General features: G+C 69.2%; 20 protein-coding genes, 1 pseudogene and 1 CRISPR repeat array. Of the genes and pseudogenes, 7 read left to right on the top strand and 14 right to left on the bottom strand.

The features are described from left to right. Positions 1 to 25 precede the first annotated feature (25 nt). A complete protein-coding gene (locus KPF22_RS29775) occupies positions 26 to 379 on the bottom strand; it encodes a hypothetical protein (RefSeq protein WP_224404022.1) in 354 nt (117 codons plus the stop codon). Positions 380 to 484: 105 nt separating this feature from the next. Beyond that, positions 485 to 1882, bottom strand: a complete 1398-nt coding sequence (locus KPF22_RS29770) for a hypothetical protein (protein ID WP_224404021.1) — start codon at positions 1880 to 1882, stop codon at positions 485 to 487. A gap of 137 nt (positions 1883 to 2019) precedes the next feature. Between KPF22_RS29770 and KPF22_RS29765 the strand changes: the two genes are divergently transcribed. Then, a complete protein-coding gene (locus KPF22_RS29765) occupies positions 2020 to 3045 on the top strand; it encodes a site-specific integrase (RefSeq protein ID WP_224404020.1) in 1026 nt (341 codons plus the stop codon). A gap of 64 nt (positions 3046 to 3109) precedes the next feature. On the opposite strand, the gene KPF22_RS29760 is transcribed toward KPF22_RS29765, so the two are convergent. Further along, entirely contained in the window at positions 3110 to 4036 is a 927-nt protein-coding gene (locus KPF22_RS29760) for a hypothetical protein (protein WP_224404019.1), read from the bottom strand. Positions 4037 to 4442: 406 nt separating this feature from the next. Between KPF22_RS29760 and KPF22_RS29755 the strand changes: the two genes are divergently transcribed. The 3 genes from KPF22_RS29755 (at position 4443) to KPF22_RS29745 (ending at position 12630) form a co-directional block, all read left to right on the top strand. Next, the gene (locus KPF22_RS29755) at positions 4443 to 10547 is read left to right on the top strand and encodes a hypothetical protein (RefSeq protein ID WP_224404018.1); all 6105 of its coding nucleotides are present in this window, start codon (positions 4443 to 4445) and stop codon (positions 10545 to 10547) included. A 22-nt stretch (positions 10548 to 10569) separates the two neighbouring features. After that, positions 10570 to 11259: a hypothetical protein gene (locus KPF22_RS29750; protein WP_224404017.1), complete on the top strand. Its 690-nt coding sequence runs from the start codon at positions 10570 to 10572 to the stop codon at positions 11257 to 11259. 705 nt (positions 11260 to 11964) lie between these two features. Then, entirely contained in the window at positions 11965 to 12630 is a 666-nt protein-coding gene (locus KPF22_RS29745) for a hypothetical protein (RefSeq protein ID WP_224404016.1), read from the top strand. Between the two features lie 369 nt (positions 12631 to 12999). Here the strand turns inward: KPF22_RS29745 and KPF22_RS29740 are convergent, their stop codons facing one another. Beyond that, positions 13000 to 13392 (bottom strand): VOC family protein, encoded by a 393-nt coding sequence (locus KPF22_RS29740; protein WP_224404015.1) that lies wholly within the window; start codon positions 13390 to 13392, stop codon positions 13000 to 13002. Positions 13393 to 13648: 256 nt separating this feature from the next. Between KPF22_RS29740 and KPF22_RS29735 the strand changes: the two genes are divergently transcribed. Next, positions 13649 to 14320 (top strand): class I SAM-dependent methyltransferase, encoded by a 672-nt coding sequence (locus KPF22_RS29735; RefSeq protein ID WP_224404014.1) that lies wholly within the window; start codon positions 13649 to 13651, stop codon positions 14318 to 14320. A gap of 39 nt (positions 14321 to 14359) precedes the next feature. Here the strand turns inward: KPF22_RS29735 and KPF22_RS29730 are convergent, their stop codons facing one another. The 3 genes from KPF22_RS29730 to KPF22_RS29720 all read right to left on the bottom strand — a co-directional run bounded on the left by KPF22_RS29730 (position 14360) and on the right by KPF22_RS29720 (position 16379). Continuing rightward, positions 14360 to 14617, bottom strand: a complete 258-nt coding sequence (locus tag KPF22_RS29730; RefSeq protein WP_224404013.1) for a hypothetical protein — start codon at positions 14615 to 14617, stop codon at positions 14360 to 14362. 236 nt (positions 14618 to 14853) lie between these two features. Beyond that, the gene (locus KPF22_RS29725; protein ID WP_224404012.1) at positions 14854 to 16194 is read right to left on the bottom strand and encodes a hypothetical protein; all 1341 of its coding nucleotides are present in this window, start codon (positions 16192 to 16194) and stop codon (positions 14854 to 14856) included. Then, positions 16194 to 16379 (bottom strand): hypothetical protein, encoded by a 186-nt coding sequence (locus KPF22_RS29720; RefSeq protein ID WP_224404011.1) that lies wholly within the window; start codon positions 16377 to 16379, stop codon positions 16194 to 16196. The genes KPF22_RS29725 and KPF22_RS29720 overlap by 1 nt, the downstream gene beginning before the upstream one ends. A gap of 99 nt (positions 16380 to 16478) precedes the next feature. On the opposite strand from KPF22_RS29720, the gene KPF22_RS29715 reads away from it, so the two are divergent. Then, positions 16479 to 16853, top strand: a complete 375-nt coding sequence (locus KPF22_RS29715) for an SdpI family protein (protein WP_224404010.1) — start codon at positions 16479 to 16481, stop codon at positions 16851 to 16853. 5 nt (positions 16854 to 16858) lie between these two features. Here the strand turns inward: KPF22_RS29715 and KPF22_RS29710 are convergent, their stop codons facing one another. The 3 genes from KPF22_RS29710 to KPF22_RS29700 are packed head-to-tail and all read right to left on the bottom strand — an operon-like array spanning position 16859 to position 18246. Further along, positions 16859 to 17074, bottom strand: a complete 216-nt coding sequence (locus KPF22_RS29710) for a hypothetical protein (protein ID WP_224404009.1) — start codon at positions 17072 to 17074, stop codon at positions 16859 to 16861. Beyond that, positions 17071 to 17484: a DUF732 domain-containing protein gene (locus KPF22_RS29705; RefSeq protein ID WP_224404008.1), complete on the bottom strand. Its 414-nt coding sequence runs from the start codon at positions 17482 to 17484 to the stop codon at positions 17071 to 17073. Before KPF22_RS29705 ends, KPF22_RS29710 begins: the two co-directional genes overlap by 4 nt. Before the next feature lie 9 nt (positions 17485 to 17493). Further along, on the bottom strand, positions 17494 to 18246 hold the full coding sequence (locus tag KPF22_RS29700) for a hypothetical protein (protein WP_224404007.1): 753 nt from the start codon (positions 18244 to 18246) through the stop codon (positions 17494 to 17496). Positions 18247 to 18428: 182 nt separating this feature from the next. Here KPF22_RS29700 and KPF22_RS29695 point away from each other — a divergent pair, with 182 nt between their 5' ends. Next, a complete protein-coding gene (locus tag KPF22_RS29695; RefSeq protein ID WP_224404006.1) occupies positions 18429 to 18689 on the top strand; it encodes a hypothetical protein in 261 nt (86 codons plus the stop codon). Positions 18690 to 18937: 248 nt separating this feature from the next. On the opposite strand, the pseudogene KPF22_RS29690 reads toward KPF22_RS29695, so the two are convergent. From KPF22_RS29690 to KPF22_RS29675, 4 genes and pseudogenes are all read right to left on the bottom strand, one after another. Beyond that, positions 18938 to 19264, bottom strand: a pseudogene (locus KPF22_RS29690) (Lsr2 family protein); the annotation flags it as partial. A gap of 460 nt (positions 19265 to 19724) precedes the next feature. Continuing rightward, positions 19725 to 20342 carry a Fic family protein gene (locus KPF22_RS29685; RefSeq protein WP_224404005.1) on the bottom strand — a complete coding sequence of 206 codons (618 nt, stop codon included), beginning with the start codon at positions 20340 to 20342 and terminating at the stop codon, positions 19725 to 19727. After that, positions 20339 to 20656, bottom strand: coding sequence for a type II toxin-antitoxin system Phd/YefM family antitoxin (locus tag KPF22_RS33455; RefSeq protein ID WP_224404004.1), 318 nt, complete (start codon positions 20654 to 20656; stop codon positions 20339 to 20341). Before KPF22_RS33455 ends, KPF22_RS29685 begins: the two co-directional genes overlap by 4 nt. A gap of 209 nt (positions 20657 to 20865) precedes the next feature. Further along, on the bottom strand, positions 20866 to 21939 hold the full coding sequence (locus KPF22_RS29675; protein WP_224404003.1) for a hypothetical protein: 1074 nt from the start codon (positions 21937 to 21939) through the stop codon (positions 20866 to 20868). Positions 21940 to 22156: 217 nt separating this feature from the next. Continuing rightward, positions 22157 to 22736: direct repeats of the CRISPR family, unit length 22 nt; unit sequence CCCCCGCGGGCGCGGGGACGAC. Position 22737: the final 1 nt, after the last annotated feature.

Genomic DNA, 22737 nt, shown 5'->3' with positions numbered 1-22737 from the left:
GCCTCCGTCCGGTGCACACGAGCCATCAGCGTCGCGGACGGCACCCTGGGCACACCGGTCCGTCGAGGCGCCAGCCCGCCGCGGCGAGCCACTGCTGCGCGGCCGCGGGCAGTGCGTCGAAAGGTCCGTTAGCGCCGCTGGCGAGGTCCCCGACCAGCAGGGGCCCGTCACCGCAGAGCAGACAGGTCAGGTCAGTGATCGGCCCGGCGGGCGGGCAGGCCCGGCAGTAGCGGGCGGCGATCGGGCCGTCGGGGCCCGGGATCAGCCACACCGCGCTCATCAAGATCTGCTGCAGCGGATCGGCCGGAGCCTGCCCGCACCGGTCACAGCACAGCGACGGCCCGGCCCACGGGGCGGACGGCCCGGTCGTGCTTGCCATCACCGGCCGCGGCGCGGCGGTGGGCCCCAGGTGTGGGGGAGGACCGGCCTGACGAGCAGGGGTGGGGGATGCGGGTCCGGTGGGGAAGGTGGAACTCACGGGGCCTCACTCCTGAGCATCGGTGTCGCCGGGTCGGGTCTCGCCGGCGGTTGCGGTGGCTGGCGTGGTGGCAGTGGGTCCTGGCCGGCGCTGCGCCGCGCGGGGCCGGGCCCGGCGCCCGCCCGCGGCCCGACCGGACCCGGCGTCGGTGTCAGCCGCAGGGCTGGTGTCGGGTTCCGATGTCCGGCCGGTGACCCGTCCCCGGAACCTGGCGAGGTCGGTGCGCAGCTCGGTGAGCTGGGCGTTGTGGCGGGTCTCGGCGTCGGTGAGGCGCTGTTCGCCGTAGGCGCGTTCGCGGTCGACGTCGTGGGTGAGCTGCTCACGAAGCGCGGTCAGGCTGCTCTCCGCCGCGGCGCGTGCGGCCCGGTGCTCGACGGCCTGTTCGCGGACCTCGTGCAGCTCGTCGGCCAACCGGGCGCGGTCGGTCTCGGCCCGGTCGAGGTCACGGCGGGCCGCACCCAGATCTGCGGCCGCGGTGTCGCGTTCGCCGCCCAGCAGCTCCACCTGCCGGCGGGCGTCGGCGAGCTCGGTCTCGACGCGGGTGTGCTCGCGGGTCAGGGCCTGCAGCTCGGTGGTGACCCGGGCGGACTCCGCGGTCGCGGTGTCGCGGGCGGCGATCGCGGAGTCACGTGCGGCGGTGAGCGTGTCCCGCTCGGCGAGGGCTGCGGCCAGCTCGGTGTCGCGCTGCTCGAGCTCGGCGCGGACCTGCGCGATCTCGCCCCTGAGGACGTCGCGTGCGGCGATCGCGGTGTCACGGGCGAGTTCGGCGTCGGCGCGGGCCTCGGCGGCCTCGATGGCTTCGGCATCGGACGCGGCCGCGGAGCGTCGCGCGGCCTCGGCGTCGGCGCGGGCGGCGCGGGCCTGGGCGCGGGCCTCATCGGCCACGGCCTGCGCGGCGTCGACCTCGGCGCGCGCGGCCCGCTGGGCCGCGGCGATCTCCGCCGCGACGGCCTCGGGATCGGCCAGCGTGTCCAGGGCGTCGCGCAGCTCGCTGCTGCTGTGGTCCAGGCGCGCGATGAGCGCGGCGACCTGGTCGGTCACGCTCTGCCCGGCGCGGGCGATCGGGCGGGCCAGCGCGTCGTCGACCTCACCACGGCGCCGGGCGGGCGTGCCGCCGTCGAGGATCCGCTTGGCGTTGACGCGGTCGTGCATGACCCCGCCCACGACCTGATAGCAGTACTTCGGCCGTCGCCCGGACCCCGCGTACTCCATGGTGTTCGCGCACCCGCCCGGGAACTGGCACGGCTCCAGATCGGGCCGGCGCAGCTGCGCCCGCCACGCCGGCCCGCCCGAGGACCCCTCGGTCGCGGGAGCGCCGGCCGCGTTCGGGGCCTCGGCGTCGGCTCGGACGTCCGCCGCCGCGCCGTCATCGGCCGGGATGTCCGGAGAGGGCTGCTCGCTCACGGCATCAAGCTAAGTGAAACGTATCGTTATGTCAATTGTTCTGCAATACGTACTGTTGTAACGCAACGATACGAAACACTGCAGCGCTTAGCGGGATCATCCATAAGATCCCGCCAAGCAGCGGATAGGCTCCGCCGGTGCCGCACACCGAGCTCGACACCGTCCCGGACACCTCGGGTGAGGTCGACACACCGCTGTCGCCGGACGAGGCCGCCTACGTCGCCGCGGCCCGCGCGCACAACACCCGCCGCGGCTACCGCTCGGTCTGGACGAGCTTCACCGCGTTCTGCACCGACCACGACCTCACGCCGCTACCGGCTGCGCCGGCGACGGTGTCGGCCTACCTGGTCGCGCTCGCTCAGGCCGGGGCGAAGGTCCGCACCATCGCCAAGCACCTGTCCGGGATCCGCGCCGCCCACCGCGCCGCGGACCTGCCCGACCCCGCCGTCACCGCCCGGGTCACCGCCGTCTGGGACGGCATCCGCCGCAGCCACGGCGCCCCACCCGCCCAGGCCGCCCCACTCATGCCGCCCCTGCTCGACCAGGCAGTGGCCGCCTGCTCGGTGACCCGTACCTGGAAGAACCGGCCCGAAGAGCCGTCGCTGGCCGGCGCTCGCGACCGGGCCCTTCTGCTGGTCGGGTTCTGGGGCGCCCTGCGCCGCGCCGAGCTCGCCGCGCTCACCGTCGAGCAGCTCGGCCCCGAGAGGGAACTGCGCAGTGGGCGCCGCGGCCGCGTCCTGACCCTGCACCGCTCCAAGACCAACCAGGCCGGTGACCAGGCCGAACTCATCGGCCTACCCCGCGCCGAACACCCCGACCACTGCCCACTCACCGCCCTCGACACCTGGCTCGACCTCGCCGGAATCACCACAGGCCCCATCCTGCGCAAGGTCTCCACCGGCAACCGCGTCCTCGACCACCCCCTGCACCCCGAGTCGATCAACAACCTCGTCCAAGCCGCCGCCCGGCGCGCCGACTTGCCCGGCGGCCCCTACAGCGCCCACAGCCTCCGAGCAGGGTTCGTCACCTACGCCCACCTGCGCGGCGCCACCGACCGCGCCATCGCCCACCAGACCCGGCACCGCTCCATGGACACCATCACCACCTACATCCGCGTTGACGACGTCTTCACCGACAACGCCGTCCTGCAAATCGGTCGGTAGGTTGCCAAACTGCCGAGCTGCATATGACAGATATATACTCACGGGAAGATGGCGCAGAGAAGGGCTAGGTCGTCGTGGGCGTAGGGTAAATGACGCGGTCGGAGACCCACTGCACCAATACTACGGCGAGCTGGACTGCAGCACGCGCCTCCTGAAGGTTGACCTCTCGATAGTTGAGGCTTCCGTGTCGAGATTCAAGGTTGCCGTGCCAGAGCCGGTCGAGCATAGCGACAAGCGGCTCCACGTTTCTATCTCCGGCTTCCGCAAGAGTAAGTTCCCATTTTGCAGGTGCGTCTCGCAAGTGTTTTATAGCTGTACTTAGTGTTGCTTTCGGATTTCTGGGGAGTATGAGTGGGCAAATAAGGGTTTCGACAGCACGCACGGCATCGAGGTAGGCGCCGTCGGGGTTTATTTCCCGTGAGTAGACACGGTGCCAGGCTCGCCGCAATAGCTGGCCGGCGTCGGTATCGCTAACAGCTAGATCGAAGGCTGCCTGGGTTACAGGGTCGACTCGGCGCATTAGCCTAGGAGGGGATACGTCGAGGTCGACCCGATACACGGAGCCGCCGTCGCCAAGAAGGCGCTCTAGCTGACGCAAGGGCTTCGTGCTTATTGACTCGACCTCCAGGGCTTGTGGACCTTTATCATGAACGACGGTTTCTGGGTTGACGAGGCAGTGGGTGACTGAGCCTTGTAATTGCAAAGCAAGGTCGACCACGTCGAGCAGGTCAACGTCGGGATGGTCGACCAGACGACTTGGCGGAGCAGTCGTGCTTCGGATTCTCCCCTTCGGGCTCAGTGCCACCTCAAGCAGTAGTGCAATCCGCAGCTCGGTACTACTTTCGATGTAGTTCCGCGCCCACTCCCGTATCGGTGCTGCAAGGTGAGTGGGAAGTCCTTCGTGGCGTGGCGAGATGGATTTTCCACCCTCGCGCGCCGACAATGGCTGAGGGCGCTCGTAGTCGCTCCGTCGCGGGAGCTGGCTGTTCATATCCCACACCCTATTACGGACACCGAACGCGCCGGTGCGTTCTTCGCCCGGTCGCACGCCTACAAGCACCACCGCTGCGACAGGTACCTGACGTAAGCAGAGCTGGAGGGATCGCGGCTACCTAGCTAGGAGGCGGTCGGTTCCGCTGAGGCCCTAGCGGCTCGGCGGGTTCTCGTCCGTGCCGTCCCCATCGACGTGAACGTGTACGTTCGGCGGCTCCGTGAGTACCGGCGCTGGCGCGGGTGGGGGAGAGGCCTCCTTGAACGCCACGATAGTCGCGAAGGCCGCCGAGTAGATCGTGCGACGAATCCGAGCACGGCCAGCGGGCGCTCGGGGTTGGAGGCCTCCATCAACGGTGTACAGGCCGCCGCCGAGCCACCGTCCTTCTAGCGATAACGTTAACGCTGTGCCCGACGGCGAGAAGGTTCGCGCCAGCCGGGACGGCGACAGGTTCCACTACTACTGGGCCGCGCGACGGGCGTTGGGACTGCTCGACCTGACCGGCTCGCTTGAGGCGATCAGCGTCGAAGGCCCGGCCGAGGGCGAGACCGTCGAGGGCGAGGAAGTCGTCGACGTCGCCGAGTACTGGGGCGGCAGTGCCATGGCCTCCTGCTCCGAGGTCCGCTACGCGCAGCTCAAGCACTCCACCATGCGGACGGCCGAACCCGTCGTCGCCTCAGAGCTTCGGACAACCCTCGCGAAGTTCGCCGAGATCTACCGCATCGCGCTGGGCGACGGACATGCCGGGAAGCTGCGGTTCACGTTCGTCACGAACCGCTCGCTCAACGATAAGGTTCGGTGTTCGCTCACTGAGCTCGCCGCCGGCACGAGCACCTTCACCCACCCGACCCAGTCGAAGCTGTTGCGGGGCTATATGAGGTTCGGCGGAGACCGGAAGCACGAAATCGACTTCTGCCGCCGGCTTCACATGGATGACGCCGGGCCCGGAATCGTGCAAACGGAGGCTTTGCTCGATGTCGAGCTGCGCCAGCACCTCCCCAGCGGCACCGGCACCGAAATGGCCCAACTTGTGGACGCTGTCGCTCGCCGTGCGACGACCCTCGACGCACGGCCGCTTCGCCGTGCCGACGTGCTGCTCGCTCTGCGCGCGACCGAGTACGAGCTGTTCCCAGCGCCCAGCAGGATCGAACCGCCATCGCACGCCATCCGCACCGGCGATGTCGACCGCGTGGTCGACCAGCTTCGCCACGGCAGGGACAACAAGCTAATCCTGACCGCTGTCGGTGGCGTCGGGAAGTCCGTCTTGACGACAATGCTGGGTCCGGCCCTGCCCGAAGGTTCTGAACTGGTGGTCTACGACTGCTTCGCAGGCGGGGACTACCGCAAGATCACTTCTCAGCGTCACGACCATCGCACCGCACTCACTCAGATCTGCAACGAGCTCGCGACGCGGGGCCGGTGCCTACCGCTCGTTCCCACCGACGCCTCGGAGACGTCCTACATGCGGGCCTTCAAGCTCAGGATTGGCCGAGCGACGGAAGCCCTCGCCCGCGAGCAGCCAGGCGCTCTACTCACGATCGTCATCGACGCGGCCGACAACGCCGCCCTCGCGGCTGCGGATCACCAGCAACGCACCGTGGTCACCGACCTGCTCCGAGAGGACTGGCCGGTAAACGCGCGACTCGTGCAACTGTGTCGCCCCGAACGCCTCGACCTCCTCGACGTACCAACGACGGGAGTGACGAGGATGGCGCTGGACGGCTTCGGTCGGCCGGAGTCGTTGCTTCACCTCCGAACGCGGTTCCCCGAAGCGACCGAGCGCGACGGCGACGAACTGCACGCTCTGAGCGGCGGCAACCCCAGGGTCCAGGCGATGGCCCTGGACAAGGCAGATTCGGCCGCAGCGGCACTGAGCTCCATCCGCATCGCTCACACCGGCCCCGGGGAGGTGCTCGACAGCCTGCTCTCCGAGCAAATACGTGGTGTCGCCGACCAGGGCCACCTGCTGAAGCGGGAACTCGAACGGCTGGCTGAGGCGCTCGCCACACTGCACCCTGTCATCCCGCTCGAGGACCTCGCTGCCATAACGGAGGTTTCGGTCGACGCCATCCGCAGCTTCGCAGTCGCCCTCGGCCGCGGCCTGCACACCACCGAGTCGACCGTGCAGTTCCGGGACGAGCCCACCGAGACCTGGTTCCGTACGACGTATGCGCCAGCACCGGCTCGGCTGCGCGAGTTCGTCGCCGACCTCATGCCGCTGGCGGCGAGATCGTCGTACCTGGCGAGCAACCTGCCACAGCTCTTATTCGAGGCGGGCATGCTCGTCGAGCTCGTCGAGCTCGTACTGTCCGACTCCGGGCTCCCGGGCGACACAGGTGAGCACCAGGCACGAGAGATCGCCCGAGCCCGGGCGCGGTTCGCGCTGTGCGCAACGCTGCACCAGGGGCATAACGCGGAAGCGGCGCTGCTGGCGATCAAGATCGGAGCACTATCCTCCGGGCACTCGCGCAGGATGGCGACCTTCCGGAGCCATCCCGACCTTGCCGGTCGCTTCCTGGACCCCGAGATCATCGATGGCCTCTGCTCTGGCCGGGAGATGGCGACCGACTGGCCGGGTTCCAATCTCCACGTCGAAGCGGCCCTCCTCTCGCACGTCGAGCACTTGAAGGACTTGGCCCGCAACCGTCGGCGATCCAGCTTCGACAACTTCGTCGCCATCCTGGCGATGCCGGAGGACGAGGACCGGTCACTACGCCGTCACGTAACCCCTGACGCGGTCGCCGACCTCGCGTTGGCCGCGGTCAACACCGACGGACCCGAAGCGGGCGTCGAACTGCTCTGCCGCTGGCAACCGGACGGCTTCGTTCACGCTGCGACGCTGGTGCTGGCCGCCCGACTGGCCGATGCCAGGCGTGACGAGGACATCAACGGCCTAGTCATTGCCGCAGACGGGAGCCCGGCCGTTCAGATGGCCGTCGCCACCACGATGTTCGACCACAACGTCGTCCCGTCCGCCGACACCACCGCCGCGCTCGTCGCAGCAGTGAAAGCGCGGACGGAACCGTTTCGATGGGAGCGGACCCCAGTCGATCATGACCTTGACCTGCGCGAGATCGTGTGGACGCTAATACACGCGTTGCGCTGCGGTCAGCTGGGCGGACCGGACGCGCTGCGCCTCCTGAATATCCACCTTCCCAAGTACCTGCCCGACAGTGCCGGCGGTCGGCTACACGGACTATCACCCGTCAACCTCCTGCTGGCCCACGCGTTGCGGGCGCGGCTCAAAGGGACTCCCCTGACGGTGGATGCGATAGCGTCCGGCGCGCTGGTGGAGCTCATGGGCCGTGAGTACTCGAACGACCACAACGCTCGAGACTTCAGGACGAACATTCCCGGGCTATTGCCGTGGGTCGACTGCTGGGTGGACGCGCTCCTCGCCGAGGAACCTCAGCAAGTGATCGACGAGTTCACTGCCCTCGTCGACACGGATCTGAAGCCGGTCTCCGGCTACAACACGCCGTTCGTGCTGGTCAACGCGACTGCCGAGATCGCGGTCAGGATCCTTGCGCTCATCCCGTTGGTCGGTCCGGCAGCCCGGGTGGCTGCGTGGCACGAGGCCAACAACACGGCGTTGTCCCGGTCCGCTGTCGCAATCGCTCGCGTCGCCGCGCGGTCCCCGCAACTTGAGAATTTCTGCCTCGACGTGGTCACGCGGGCGGTGGACGCCGCGCAGCGGGATCGTACGGACGCGGATACCAGGATCGACTCGCTCATCGGTCTAGCGCGGGCCCTGCTCGCCGCCAACGGAACGGAAGCGAGAGCGATCTTCGATCTCGCCCTGGCCGAGGCGGATCGGGTCGGTGACGATCTTTATTCCCGCTGGTACGCGTTGACCAAGATTGCGAAGGCGCTGGCGACCGGCGAGGAGTCCGCGCGGGCGTACCGCCTTTTCCAGATCGGCGAGGAGCTCGATCGTAACGGGGAAATTGATATCCGAGCGCTGGGCAAGCGCCTGCTCGTCATGCATGAGTCGACCTACTTTACCGCGTTGTCGCGCGCCCGTGACCGGCGCACTCTCGATTTCTCGGCCATGGTGACGCCCGCCGCCGCCTCGGGGGATCAGCAGGTCGATCTCCTGGCCTTCGAGGCGTTTCGGCCGATGACGGCATGGCGGACCGCGGTTGCGGGACTGAACCCCGTCGATGAAGCACGTGCTACACGGGTCCTCGACGAGTTCACACGTTTTGAGCGAGGTCCCGGTGAGGTCCCGAGCGAGTACGACACAGGCCCTGTCTTGCCTCGGCGGTTCACGAGCGAGACAGAGATCGATCCCGAGGAACGGTTCGCGGCCAGCGACTTCACGACGAGTGAAGCGTGGGACGCAGCGCTGACCGTGATCGGCTGGCGCGACGAGGACAGGCGTGCACTGGTCCGGTTCGCAGTCAGCAAGCATCCGACGCGGCGATCGCTTGTCCTCGACGCCTTCAGCCGCGCTGTACGGGCGACCGAGTCCGACTTCACCCTAGTAGCACAGACTGCCGCGACCGTGCAGACGCAGACTCCGGCACTTCGACAGGCCCGAGACCGACTGGCCAGCGAGCTGACCCAGCGATTCGCGAGCAGTATCGGGACCCGGTACGACGACGATCGCCTCGTGCCATTCGCCGAAGCAACCGGCACCACGGTCGCCCAGTTGAGCAGTGCGGCCCTGCGCTGGCTCGGACGAACCGCCCACCGACTGACGTACCGTGACTACTTCCTCCTCGCCGCCAACCTGGCCACAACCCTGCCCCCGGATGAGGCCGGAGCCGTGTTCGATGCGTTGGCCGAGCTCTTCGAGGACCTCGCGCCGTCTGCCACCTCCTCGGATGGTTCCGGAGATGCGCTGCCCGTTCCGACCGGTGACCACGCCTCCGGCTTGGCAGGGGTGCTGTGGAGCGCCCTCGGCGACATGTCGATCGCTATGCGGTGGCGCGCCGCGCACGCCGTCCTGTTGCTGGTCCGCCTGGGATGCATCGCCGAACTTGACGCGCTCGTCCGGTTCGCCGACGGAACCTCGTCCGTCGCGCCGTTCCACGACGCCCGGTTCCCCTTCTACCTGTTGCATGCTCGGCTGTGGCTGTTGCTCGCTCTGTCGCGAGCCGCACTCGACCAAGACGCCATCCCGGTGGCCGCATTCGCGCCATGGTTGAAGACCGTGGTCCTGGGACCCCGGCACGCAGCCAACCAGTTCCTCGCGCAGCGCACCCTGCTCACCTTGGCCGACCGAGGGCTCGTATCGCTAGGGGAGTCAGAGCACGGTGCACTCAGCCGGCGCGTCGTCGCCGAGACGGTCGAGCTCGACCGCGCTGAGCAGCGGAGCCGGCCCGACCCGCTATCGCGCGACGTCGACGAAGAGGAGGCGAAGCGCTACCCCTTCTTCCTGGACTTCGAGCAGTACTGGTGCGACGGTGTCGCCGAGGCCTTCGGGAGCACCGAGAGCAACGTCGCCCGTCGTGCGCTCGAGGTGGCCGACGAGCTGGATGAGACCGGGGCGTTCGCCGGAGGGATGGATCCTCGGGCGGACGTGTACGCACCCCGCGGCTCATACCCTGACCGCGGTGACTGGCCCGACGAGGACAATCATGCGTTCTACCTTGCAGTTCATGCGTTGCTGACCGTCGGAGCCGAGCTTGCTGTCGACGTGCCCGCCTGCCACGAACCCGAGGACGCGGTGGATACGTACTCCGCATGGCTCGCTAAGTTCCTCCCGACACGACCCGATGGCAGATGGCTCGCCGACCGGCGCGACCCGCCCCCGTCGCCGGCGCCCGAGCGGACGCTGGCCGACTTCGAACCGAAGGAACACTGGCCGTGGAGTCTGAGCCTGCCTGACTTCGATGCTGCCGTCGGCGTCGGCGTCGGCGGCGAGTGGATCTGTGTGGACGCCTACACAACCGTCGCCCACGCCGAGCTGTCGCAGGACCTGCGCATCCGGACCGCGCTAGTCCCCCACCCGACGGCACGGTCGCTGCTGATCGCGTCGCAGACGTCGCCGCTCACCCCGGCAGGATTCCCGATCCCGACGACCGACGATCAGTTCGATCGGCCCGACCGGTATCCCTACGATCTCCTGCCCTGGCTGAACTGCGCGACAGCCCGTCACGGCATCGACGAGCGCGACGAGCGCGGGACGGGTGTCAGGTTCCCGCCTACCCGGCCGGGTGACGAACTTATCGCCCGGTTCGATCTGACCGCCGACGATGACCAGCGGACGTGGTTCCATCGTGGCGTTCCCGCCTGTCGGAGCACCGTGTGGCGCGACCTGACCGAGCATCGGGGCGTCCGCGAGACGGGTGTCGAGGGGGCCCGGTTCGAGGTCAGCCTCAAGTTCGTGACGACAGTGTTGCGCGAGCTGGACCGGACTCTGTTCCTCCAGGTTGAGCTGCGTCGCGACCGCCAACGTCCGTACCGCGGTCCCGGAAGGGAAGAGGATGATGACATCAGACGACTCGAATCTTCCGGCAAGACCTATCTCCTCGATCCGGCAGGACACTGGTCCGAGTACTGAGGCCGTACTCGACCTGGGCCGGATGCTCGCTGCGCAGACGGCGGAATACGACACCGTCGGGCAATGGATGTCTCACCATCTAGCGGAACTCGTCGTCGCTGCCGAGGACGATTCCACGACCGTCGAGCAACGGTTGGAGATCGTCGACACCATCCTGAAGATCTGGGCCCACCGCCGTACTCTCGAGGGACCGAGGCCCCTGGAGGACTTCTCGCGCGTCTTCGCTGCGCTCGACCGGCTCGGGGATGAAAGGCCCTGGAGATTCCTCCGCTTGTTCGCGGAGGGGTCGGAACCCCCGCCTCCGACGGCGTCCGGGCCTCGCCTTCTCGACACGGCGGCAGCTCTCGAAAAGCTCGCTCGCGAGACCGTCCTGCACCTGCTATGGCGTGCGGCGGAGGAAGCGACCAGTTCACACCAGGAGTGGCTCGACGTTGCAGCGAGGATCCAATCCGATGTGGAGGTCGAGGTAACGGACGTACTGCGTCGGCTCCACCGCAGTGTCGAGCGTCGGCGTCTCGTCGTGTCCGCGGCCGACGCGGATGACGATGCCGAGTCTCAAGCACCAGCTCGCGCTGATCAGCCAGCCTACGGAGAAGACCCCCCGTCGGAAGGCCTGTTCAGCGATGGAAGCTACGCGCAACTTCTCCGCGACATGGCCGGACTGCTCGGCACGATCGCTGACGGCCTCGATTTCACCATGACCGACGAATGAGGCTTCGGGCTCTGGTAGCTCCAACGTTCGCGAGCCGATAAATGAGGACGACAGCGGAAAGCCCGGTCCGGGGGCGCCGCGACCGCCCGGCGCTGGTCGCGCTGGAGTCGCGTTGTGTCGCTGCCTGTTCCATATCCGATTCAGAGCACATCAGGGCACAGATGCCGACAAGCAGTGGCGGGTTCAGGGCCTGCTGCCCAGTAGAGCCGCCAACCTCCCGCCGTCGTCGAGCGCCCAGACCCGGACCCGTGGGTCTATCTGGTCCAGCACGTACTCCAGACTGGCCAAGCGCTTGTGCAGCGGTTCACGGATCAGCGGCTCATGGTGAGCGATCTGGTTACGGAGAAGGTGGAGATCACTCACGGGGCGTTCCAACAGCGGCCGCGTGTTGCCGCGACGGGGTAGCTGCGGGAAGCGCCGCCGGATTGACGTGCTCCCTGGTCGCCTGACCGCGACCCTGACCGCGTGGTTACGCGATCGCCCGGTTCTGGCGGTGGACATTGGGCCGATGGTGATGGACCCACCGCATCCCCGTAGTAGGGCACTCGTGGGAAGGTGGTCATCCTGGAGACGAGTCCCGGCCCCGCACCGGGATCGGTGCGGGGCCGCACAGTACAAAGCCCCGGTCGCGTGACCTACGAGGGTCAGAGGCTTCCGGGGCTATTCGCTAACCATGATACACCGGGACACGGAAGGCTGCGAGTGGTGGATGTCGGCGACTGGATCGAGCAGTGGCTTTCCCAGCCCCGATTCGCCGTCTACCTCGTCGAGGCCGACGGTGACCGTGCCCGGGCCCTCGCGCTGTACGACTGGAACGCTCGCGCCGCTGCGGCGTTTCTCCACGACATCGGACACCTCGAGGTTGGGCTCCGGAACGCCTACGACCACGCGCTGTCCGCCCGTGACCGGCCCGGGGACTCGCACTGGGTGTACGAGCCGACCCGGTACTTCCCAGCGCGTATCCGGGGCGGCAAGGACGCGAACTGGTGGCCGCGGAACGAGATCGCGGTCGCGATCGACAAGGCTCGCAAGAGCGGTGGCGGCGCCCGCCCGGCGTCGGGCAAGGTGGTCGCCGAGCTGAACTTCGGGTTCTGGTCCGGGCTGACGACGGCAGCCCACGAAGGACCCGTCTGGAGACGCCGCCTGCACCGTGCGTTCCCCCGCGGCACTAGCCGGGCCGCTGTGCACGAACCGGTCGATCGCCTTCGCAGACTCCGGAACCGTGCGGCGCACAACGAGTCGATCCTCCGCATACAGCTGGCCGACCGGCACGCCGACCTGCTCGCCGTTGCCGACATGCTGTCGCCGAAGCTGCGCGGCCACATCGCCGACCGGTCCCCGTTCCCGGAGGTGCTCGCCGTCCGGCCCTGACCGGGCCGCAACTGCCCGACGATGTGCTCACCTCGGTCAGTGCCCTTCGCCAGCACGCCGACTCTTGCGTCGTCTGGCGCTCATACCAGTCTGTAAGCTTAAGCCGATAATGAAGATTATGACAGTAGGAGGCCGTGGCGACAGCGCCCGGTAGGTCGGCCCCACTCCGGGAACTGCGCCCCGACTAGCTTCCGGACGAGGTGGTGATCGACGTTCACTTCGTCCGTGTGCATTCTCGCCATAGATCGCCGTCCAATTAGTGTTGCCGGCCGACCGACGAGGCTGGATCGACGACCTCGCGAGCCGCGCAGACTCATCTCGACGCGGGGGTTGGGCATCAGCATCGGTGCCCCGCTGACGGTGATGGCGCTAGTGCGTGAACTGCTCGAACATCACCTCGTAGCCATCGGGGTCGAGTCCGTAGAAGATCCGAGCCCAGCCGACGTTCTCGGGCTCCAGCGTGATCGGGAGTCTCTCGGCGAGCCAGAGGCGGTGCATCGCTTCCAGGTCCGAGGTCGGGATCGCAAGCACGACTCCTGACCCGAGCGGTCCGCCTCGTGCTGCTTGTGCGCGTTTGTCGGAGTGGAAGCCGTGGGCGTGGAGATCGGTCAGTATCAGCCAGGTGTGGCCGAAGGTGAGGTATCGGAGGTTGGGCTGGTCCTGGTTCGGGATCTCACGACACCCGGCCGCGCGGTAGAGCTTCGCGGAGCGTTGTAGATCGCTAACCCGCAATCCGATCTTCAGCTGGTGGCTGCCCATCATGACGACGTCTCCTTGATCGGCTCGGCTATACGGCGGTGACCATGCCTGTAGAGACTGGCAGCTCGAGAACGGAGCACGCACGTAGCAGATAAGTCTCGTCCCAACAACAAGGAGTTGTTGCAAACCGCAGCGGTCGGGTCGGCTTCTTATTCCAGGGTTGCCGCGGCTCTGTCGCAAGAGGGATGCTGTAGGAGTACCACCATGGCTGCCGCTCGGTAGCGCTTCGATGTCGGAGCTGTTGACTAGCGTGCGCCGCATGAACGCACGCGAGGTGTTGGAGCGGACGCGCCGGGACTACGACAACGTCGCCGAGCTGTACGACGACATGGTGCGGCGGAGCGATGAAGTCACCGACATCCTGTCAGCAGCGATGATCAATACCTTCGCTGGTATTGTTCGCTCCGGTGGATCCGACGGCGCCGTGATCGACGCGGGGTGCGGCCCGGGACAGTGGACCGACCACCTGGACCGCAACGGCATCCGGACGTACGGCATCGATCTCTCACCGGCCATGATTGCGATCGCCCGCCGGTATCGCCCTGACCTGCGCTTCGAAGTCGGCTCCATCCTCCAACTCGAGGCACCGGATGAGTCGGTCCCCGGCATCCTGGCTCACTTCTCGCTCATCCACACCCCGCCTGAGATCCTTTCCGAAGTCCTGGCCGAGTTCGCCCGGGTGATCACACCGGGTGGCTGCCTGCTCATCGGGGTGCAGATCACCGACACTCCCGGGGCTGAGGGCTGGATCCCCTACGACCACAAGGCCTCCCCGGCGTTCCTGTGGAGCCTCGACGCGCTCACCGCACGACTGCGAGGACACGGCTTCACCGAGCTCGCCCGTATGCGCATCGCCGCCCCCGCCCCGGGTAAGCCCCCAGCCGGCTACCTCCTGGCACGCCACGACGACAACCTGCCCGAAGCGACGTGACCAGGATCGACCCGTTCTGAGCCGTCAGGTCGGGCCGGGTCAGTCGGCGTCGCGGACGAACAGTACGGCGTTGAGTTCGTCAAGCAGGTCGTCGTCGACCGGGAAGTAGCCGGGGTGGTTTGTCGCTCGTGCTGCGCGTCCGTGCGCAGGTCGCGCAGCGCATGCCCGGCGACGAGCTGGCGATCCGGCGGGCGCGCGGCGAGCAAAGCCTCCGCTGGCGGCGACCAGGGCGCGGAGCCCGTCGGCGGCGCGGCAGGACCAGCACGCGACGGCGACCGGGCACGGGGCGGTGCTCATGACGGCACGGTGTCGGGGCACAGCCGTGCGTTGGCGTGGTGCATCAGGGTGATCGTGTCGAAGTCGTCGAGGCCGCCCCACCTGGACCTGAGCTGGTCGATCAGCCGACGGAGCTGGTCGTGGTCGGCTCGACGCTGCCCGTCTTCGGCGTCGTTGGGACGGGCGTGGTCGGCTGCGGTGTAGTCGGGCGAGGCTCGGTCGTCGCCGGCGGCGGGATGGTCGGCTCGGGGCTGCCCTCATCGATCGGCCGCGGAACCGTCGGCGCGACGGGCGGCGGGCTGGTCGAGGGGGCGGGCGGGGTCACGGGCGGCGGGGGCGTGCTCGGCGGCACGGTCGGCGGGGGCGTCACCGGTGCCGGCGCGGTCCCTGTCTGGGTGCACAGGTACTGCTTGCTGCTGCCGAGCTGCGTGCAGGTCAGCACGATGCTGCCGGTGTTCGGCCGGGTGCCGGGCACGGTCGGCGGGGCGGGTAGGGCGATCGTCGGCATGGGCGGGATCGTGGGTCGCGGCGGCTGACTGGCCTGCGCTTCCTGGCAGGCGGTGAGGAGCGCGACGGCGGCGAGGACGCCGGCGATGCCGGCGGCCCGGCGGGCGCGGGCGGGGAGCTGGTGCATGACTTTGACGACGTGCGGCGGCCCGGCCGGTTCGCGACCGAACGGCGCAATCCGGGCGAACGGCGCGGCCGGCCGTCAGTAGCGCCGGCGACCAAGCGCCGCCACCGTCCACGGTGGTGTCGGGCACCAGGCGGGCATCGGCGGTCATGATGAGCTGCGTCTGGTCGGCCAGGGCGGCGGTGTACTCGGCGGGTGTCGTCGGCTGGTCCGGGTCGTCGGCGTGAGCCCGGTCGTCGGCCATCACGCGGAGCTCGGCGACGCAGGTTCGGCAGATCAGATCGTCGGGCGGCGCGGCGCGACGGAGGCGTCCGCCGGCCTGGCCGCCGCACACCGAGCATGTGAGGGCGGCGGCGAACGGCGCCGGCCCGTCGTCGGTCAGCTCGTCGAACAGCGGCAAGGTGTCGTCACCGCCACCGCCGATCAGCTCGTGGATCCTGTCGGTGCAGTTGTCGCAGGTCAGCGCCACCATGGCGCCCGGGCGTGCGCCGAGGGAGCCAGCGGCGGGGGCGAGGCAGAAGGCGCACTGGGCGACGGTGACCGGGTCGACGACGGTGCGGGGGCGGGCGGCCCCGGTGACGGCGGTCGCGGACTTGATCTCGACGCCGTCGGGCACGAACTCCTTCACCGACTGCAGCCCGGCGAGGCTGTTCGCCCCGACCAGGACGGTGGAGAACTCGTAGAGGTCGACGGCCTTGATGTGGCGGACACCGCCGCGGTTCTGCGCCCCGCCCTCGGGGACGCGGTAGCCGATGGAGAACGCCTGCTGCTCGCCGAACCCGCGGGCGACGGCGGCAGCCTCACGGCAGTCGCGGGTGTTCAGGAACTTCCCGCGGACCAGCAGCGCGCCGGCCTGCTGCGGCCATGGCTTCCCGTCGGGGGTGCGGGTGGGGAGGCGGCGGTCGCCGGGGCGCAGCTCGACGACCTCGTGGGCGCGGGCTATCGGCCGGGTCCAGTCATGGGCCATTACGCCTTCGGAGTACGGCGCGCGAGGCTCGCCCCGAAGGCGCCGACCTCGATGAGGTCTGACACGTCATCGACGACGTTCGTGACCGCCACGACCGCGGTGAACTCGCCGGTGCTGCTGTCGAGGTCGGTGAGTGCGCCGGTCGGGGCGGTCGTCTCGGGCCGGGCGGGGATCGCGGTCGTCATGCGGTCCAGGGTCGCGACCTGCGCCGGCGGCGGCACCGAGGCGCGCCGGCCGGTCCGGGTACGGGCAGAGTGGGGCCGACGATCCTGGGGAGGGGCGCTGTGTCGACCGGCTTCGTGTTCAACGTCCTGGGGCTGCTGCTGGTGTCGGTTCTCTCGCACTACATCGGACGTCGTGGGCGTGCCGGCACGCTGAAGATGGGCAGGACCCCGGGGATCAAGACTGAGGCCACCGTCGCGTCGGACGAGGCGTGGCGGGTCGGTCACCAGGCGGCTGCCCCGTGGATGCTCGCGGCAGCCGGCGCCGGCTACGTGCTGGTGGGTGTGTGCATCGCCTATCCGATCGCGGCGCCGTCGGCGGGGTGGCCGACCGGCATCGTGACGGCGGCTGTGGGGGCCGGCTCGATCCTGGTCGTTCTCGTCGTCGGAGTCCTCGGCATGGTCCGGGCGAACCGGGCGGCGCGCGCTGTCGGCTGAGGCGGCTACGCCCGGTCTGGTCCGGCGTGCTCGCGGTGCTCGCGGGCCAGGCGCAGCGCGGCGTCGCCGGTGATACGCAGGCGGACTCCGCCGCCGGCGCACCGCGGGCAGGCGGTCCAGCAGAGCGGCCCGGCGGGGCTAGCGGCGACCAGGGCGCGGAGGCCGTCGGTGGCGCGGCAGGACCAGCACGCGACGGCGACCGGGCACGGGGCGGTGCTCATGACGGCACGGTGTCGGGGCACAGCCGTGCGTTGGCGTGGTGCATCAGGGTGATCGTGTCGAAGTCGTCGAGGCCGCCCCATCGGGACTTGAGCTGGTCGATCTGCTGGGCCTCGTGCAGGCCGTCGGTGTTCATGTCGCAGACGGCGAGGCCGATCTGCAGGAGGGCGTCGTCGGTCCAGATCCCGCGCCCGTAGAGGTCGGTGCCGGCGTTCTGGGTGAAGGCGGCCACCTGCAGCGGGTCGGGGTTGTCGGCGCCGGCCGGCGCGACGAGCAGCATCGTCAGGACGGTGATGGTGGCGGTGACGACCGTGGCGAGCACGGCGGTGAGCAGGACCCACGGCCAGACGCGACGGGCGGGCGGCGCCCACTGCTGGAACTGGTGCTGCGGGTAGGGCGGCTGCGGGTTCATCGTCTGGGCTCAGCTCTGCTCGGTGTAGACGTGCTGGCGGTCGTCGGAGCCGTAGATGTCCAGGCTGGCGAACTGGCCCTGGGGGATGTTGAAGGTCTGGACGCCGCGGTAGGTCTTGCCGGGCTGGGTGCTGTAGCCCTCGGGCAGTTCCTCGCCACAGGAGGGGGCGATGATGCCGGCGTTGTCGTGGGTGATGCCGCCGGTGTCGGTCCACTGGGTGCGCATGAAGATGTGGTCCTGGCCGGGCACGTACAGGTCCGAGGTCTTCAGGGTGATGTCCATGCGCAGGTAGCCCTCGCACCAGTCGACGCCGTTGACGGTCCAGGTGGCGGTGTCCTGGCCGCCGTAGTTCAGGACGTTCGGCGCGCCGATCGCGATCGGGGACGGCGCGACCGGGGCGATCGCGGTCTCGGCGGCCGGGTCCGTGCCGGTGCCGGGCAGGGGCGCGAAGGCATTGCTGGTGTCGGTGCCGAGGACGTCGCAGTAGCCGCGGGTGATTTCCACAAAGCTGGCGTACTGGGGGGTGGCGTCGGACTCCGCGGTGTTGACGGTGTCCAGCGCCCCGGGGATGGAGCACATCATGCGGCCGGTGCCGATGATCTGCTGGTCGGAGGCGCCGGAGTTCTCCTGCTCGCTCATGGCGTCGCGGATCTCGCCGACGTAGCCATCGGTGGTGTGGGGGGTGGAGCAGGCGACGCCGGCTCCGGCGGCGAGGGTGACGCCGACGACAAGGCTGGCGAGGGTGCGGGTGAGGGTGTTCATGGCGCCTCCCGACGAGTTGACGAGGTGGTGTCGCCGAGCATGTCGATAGGCCAGATGCCGCGTTAACGGCAACTGAGTGGAGTCATCTGTTCTGAGTAGTTGGCGGGGTCTAGTTGGCCGGGATGCCCGGCGTGTGCTCGTGATCGAGCCCTGGTGGTTCCGAGCGACTCATCGACGGTTACGTGGCCGGTGATCTGAGCCGCGGCCCGGACAGAACCATCACCCGGGTCTCGCATTCCACCCTGGTCGACGGGAAGACCCGGATGGAGCTGCGGTTCGTCGTCGCTGACGAGAACGGCATCTCCGACTTCGCCGAGATCGAGATCCTCAGCCTGTGGCCGGAGCAGGCCTACCGCGACGCGTTGGCCGACGCCGGATGCTCGGTGCGCTACGTACCGGGCGGGCCGACCGGGCGCGGCCTGTTCGTAGGTGTGCGGAGCTGACGCCCTGGGAGCCCTCGGACAAGCCCGGGATGCTCGCGAGCACGGGCCCGCGGAGCCGTAGCGGTGCAGCGTGCTGGATGAGCGAGAGCCACGCGGAAGCAGACCGCTCCACGGTGTTGCGTCTCATCGGCCAAGTGCCGTCGACGTAGACCTGTGCGGGACTATCCGCTGAACTGGGCGGGCTGTGGCCGCGTCGTCGGCGCGGCCTTCTCCGGCGCGGACAGTGAGTTGCTCGAGTCGTGGTCGCGGTAGGCCTCGACGACCTCGGCAGGAATACGACCCCGTTCGGAGACGGCGTATCCGTTCTCTCGCGCCCACACACGCACCGCTTGGTTGTGGCGCCGAGCCTCGGTCGAGCCCGCCCCCGCGGCAGTCTCGCGACGGCGTACGCGCCGGCTGCCTCCTGCGGTTCGCGCGGCGGAAACGAACGGGGCGAGCTTGTCCCGGAGCGTCGCTGCGTTGGCCATATTGAGGTCGATCTCGAACTGCTTCCCGTCGAGGGCGAAAGCGATGGTCTCATCAGCGGCCGCGCCGTCGAGGTCATCGATCAGCTGTACCGTTTCAACTCGCGCCACTGTGTCACCCTCTACCGTATTGATACTTGCCGCCAAGGGTAGTGCATGCTCTACGGGAGACATGCCTTCCCCCGGATTAGCGATACTGCGGGCCAGCGTTGTCGTGATGGCCCGGGCGGTGGCGCTTCCCGGATGATAGGCGAGGTAGGTGGCCAGGATCCGCAGGGCGGTAAGTGCCTCGTTCTCCCGCTCGACCCACTCGCTCCGGCGGGCGCCGCATGCGTTGCGGAACGCTAATTGAAGCTCACGGGACAGGGCGGTTCCTGCCACGATGACGGGGTCTGACATCACGGTCCTCTCGCACAGCACCGGGGATAAGGCTCAGTGTGCGGCAGGGGGCCGACAATTCTGTACGCACCAAGTCAGGCGCGGTGGACAAACTGACAGGAACGCGTTGTCAACTCGGCATAAGTGGCACGGCCCCTCGAGAGTCGGACCGAGGTCGAGGCGGAGGCGCTGCTCAGCTGTCGGTGGATGCCGGCCGTGACTGGGGTGGCTGACGGAGTGGCCTGATGAGGCGGGCGAGCATGGTGTGCAGGGCGGTGGTGTCACCGGCCAGCGAGAGCGCAGACGCGCGGTTGTTCTCGGCGGGGTCCATCGCGGTCCAGCGCAGCTCGTAGCCGGCGTCGTGGGCGAGCTGGGCCAGGAACGCCCGCTGGGTGCGCCCGTTGCCCTCCCGGAACGGGTGCAGGGCGTTGATGTCGCCCAGCAGCTCGGCCAGGCCGGTGACGAAGCCGTCGAGGTCACGCCCGCGCAGCACCTGCTCGGAGTGGAGGCGGTCAAAGATGTCGGCGGCGAAGGTCTCGAGGTGCTGAGGGAGGCAGAACAGCTGTCCCTTGCCGATGGACACGGTGCGCAGCTGACCGGCCCAGTCGTAGAGGTCGCTGAAGATGTGGTGGTGGAAGTCCTGCAGGTGGTCCAGGTCGTAACGTCCGGGCAGCGGCGCCTGGCGCAGCTCGATCAGGCGTAGCGCGGTGAGCTCGGCCTCGGCCTGGGCGAGTTCTCCCGGATCGGTGATCCCCAGCCGGTTCCGCAGAACGCCGGTGGCGAGGTCGAGGTAGGGGTCCGGGCCGGTCAACGGCGGTAGCGGGCCAGGACACGCTCACGAGCCTCGCCGGTGCTCAACGAGCCGGCAGCGACACCGTCGAGCAACGCCAGACCCTCCGCGCTCGGCTCCAGGCCCTCGGCGCGGACCGAGGCGAGTGCCTCGTCGACATCGGCGCGGCGCTGCGCGGCCCCAATGAGCTGTTCGTAGCGCGCCACCGACATCACCACCGCCTCGGGCTTGCGATGAGCACCGACGAACACCGGCTCGGCCTCGGGCTCCTGCACCCGCTTCAACGTCGCCGCCAACGCCGTACGGAACTCACGAAATGACAACACCTCGGGCACCCACACACCGCCCAGCGTACCCGGACGCGTACACACTCGAGTACGCGACGCGGACTTGTTGAGGCCAGTGCAAGGCACACCTGCTTCGTCGCGGTCGCAGAAACATCCGCGTCACGACGTGGTGGACGCGATCCGGCGCGGCCGCACCGTCGGGGTCCCGCGCACTGTGCCCTACGCCGATCTGGACTCCGGCCGTGTAAGCGCATCGATCAGCAGGTCGGCAGATCAAGCATCAGAGAAGCCACCGACAGGTAGAACGGTGCGGGCACCGGCGGGCGACGCAGCCGGGCGACCCGCCCGAGCATCAGGCGGGGCCACCGCGGGGCGTCCCGGACGCCCGTCAGCAGCACCGTGACGCAATCGGGGGCGGCAGGATCGAACGCGAGCCCCGGTCCGTAGGTTCCGCGGGCCATCCAGACGGGAGTACCCGGCGCGTCGGTGTCGAGGAACCGCCTCGGTCGCGACCAGTCCGCGCGCTCGGCGCTGGGACGCGCCGCCGTGCTCCACCAGAGGCCCTGCGGCGGGAAACCGCCCGTGTCGTGCAGGTCGGACCCTCGTGCCAGCAGCATCACCCACCCGTCGCCGCGCGGCGCGATCGCGATGTCGAAGAAGCCCTCGTCCGGCCCGGCGAACACACGCGGCGGTGTCCAACCGGTCAGGCCGTCCTCGCTCTCGACGCATTGAAGCTCGTAGTCGGGGTGCTCGCCGGGACCGATCTCGTGCGGGTTGGCCTGGTACCACATCCGGTAGCGACCCCCGGAATGAACGACGCGCGGTTCGAGCACGCTCCACCTCGGGGCGCTGCCCTCCAGCACCGGCGCTCCGCGCCGCTGCCACTGGCCGTCGACGTGCTCCAACACGCCGATCGCGTACCTGCTCCCGGGCCCGTAGAGCTTGGCGTTCGCCCGGCCCGAGTAATAGATCCGAGCGCCGTTGCCCGCAGCCGGCGGGACGTAGCTCGGGGTGTGCATGCCGGCAGCGTCCCAACTGCCCTTCGGCGGGTCGGCGGCCAGCGGTCGGGCCCGGCCCCGAGGGTCGCGGTCGAGCCGCCATGGACCGCCGGGGCCGGTCGCCTCGTCGACCAGGTGCGCGCGGAACAGGCGGTTGCGGAACGTGGTGGTGAAGCCGCCGACGAACAGGGTCCACCGGTCCTCGACGAGGTGGACGTTCGGGTCACCGACACCGAGAAGCCCTCGCGGCATCGGACCGTCAAGCATGTCCCACAGCACAATCGGCGTGGGGCTGCCCTGGGAGCGCCACAGGTCGGGCTGGTCGGCGTTCATGGGTGCGACCTCCTGGCTGGAGACGCGCGATAGCGCGCTGACTCCCCTGCGGATCAGGTAGGTCGGTCTCCAGAAGCTACCGCGGTGTCCGGTTCGGCAGCAACCGGCTCACACGATGCCTACGTTCCACGCCAGCCTGGACGACGCCGTCGATGGGACGTCGCGGCCGGCGGCCTGATCGCGACCGAGGCCGGCGCTGTGCGCACACTCCTGCGCACGGGACCACCACCGCGGGCGCGGGGACGACTCCGTCTGCGCCTGCTGCGCCGCCTGCAGGGCGGGACCACCACCGCGGGCGCGGGGACGACCTCACCCGGCGACCGCCGAGCTCGACCTGGAGGGACCACCCCCGCGGGCGCGGGGACGACTGGTCGGTCGGGTTCGACAGGTCCAGGGTGACGGGACCACCCCCGCGGGCGCGGGGACGACGGCGGCGACCACATCGCCCGCTACGTCGCGCGGGGGCCACCCCCGCGGGCGCAGGGACGACCACCACGATCGAGCCGAGCGGGGTGCGCATGACGGGACCACCCCCGCGGGCGCGGGGACGACTCCGCGTGGGGGCCACCGATCCTGTCGATCGTGGGACCACCCCCGCGGGCGCGGGGATGACGCGATGGCCTCGACCAGGCGCGGACGGACCTCGGGACCACCCCCGCGGGCGCGGGGACGACGGCACCACCACGACGTGGCCCTGGTAGACCCCGGGACCACCCCCCGCGGGCGCGGGGACGACAACGCCGCGGCGCCGGCCCGGCAGACGTTCGTGGGACCACCCCCGCGGGCGCGGGGACGACC

Source organism: Pseudonocardia sp. ICBG1034 (assembly GCF_020131375.1).
Taxonomy (GTDB): Bacteria; Actinomycetota; Actinomycetes; order Mycobacteriales; family Pseudonocardiaceae; genus Pseudonocardia; species Pseudonocardia alni.
This window is presented reverse-complemented; position numbering and strand designations above follow the sequence as displayed.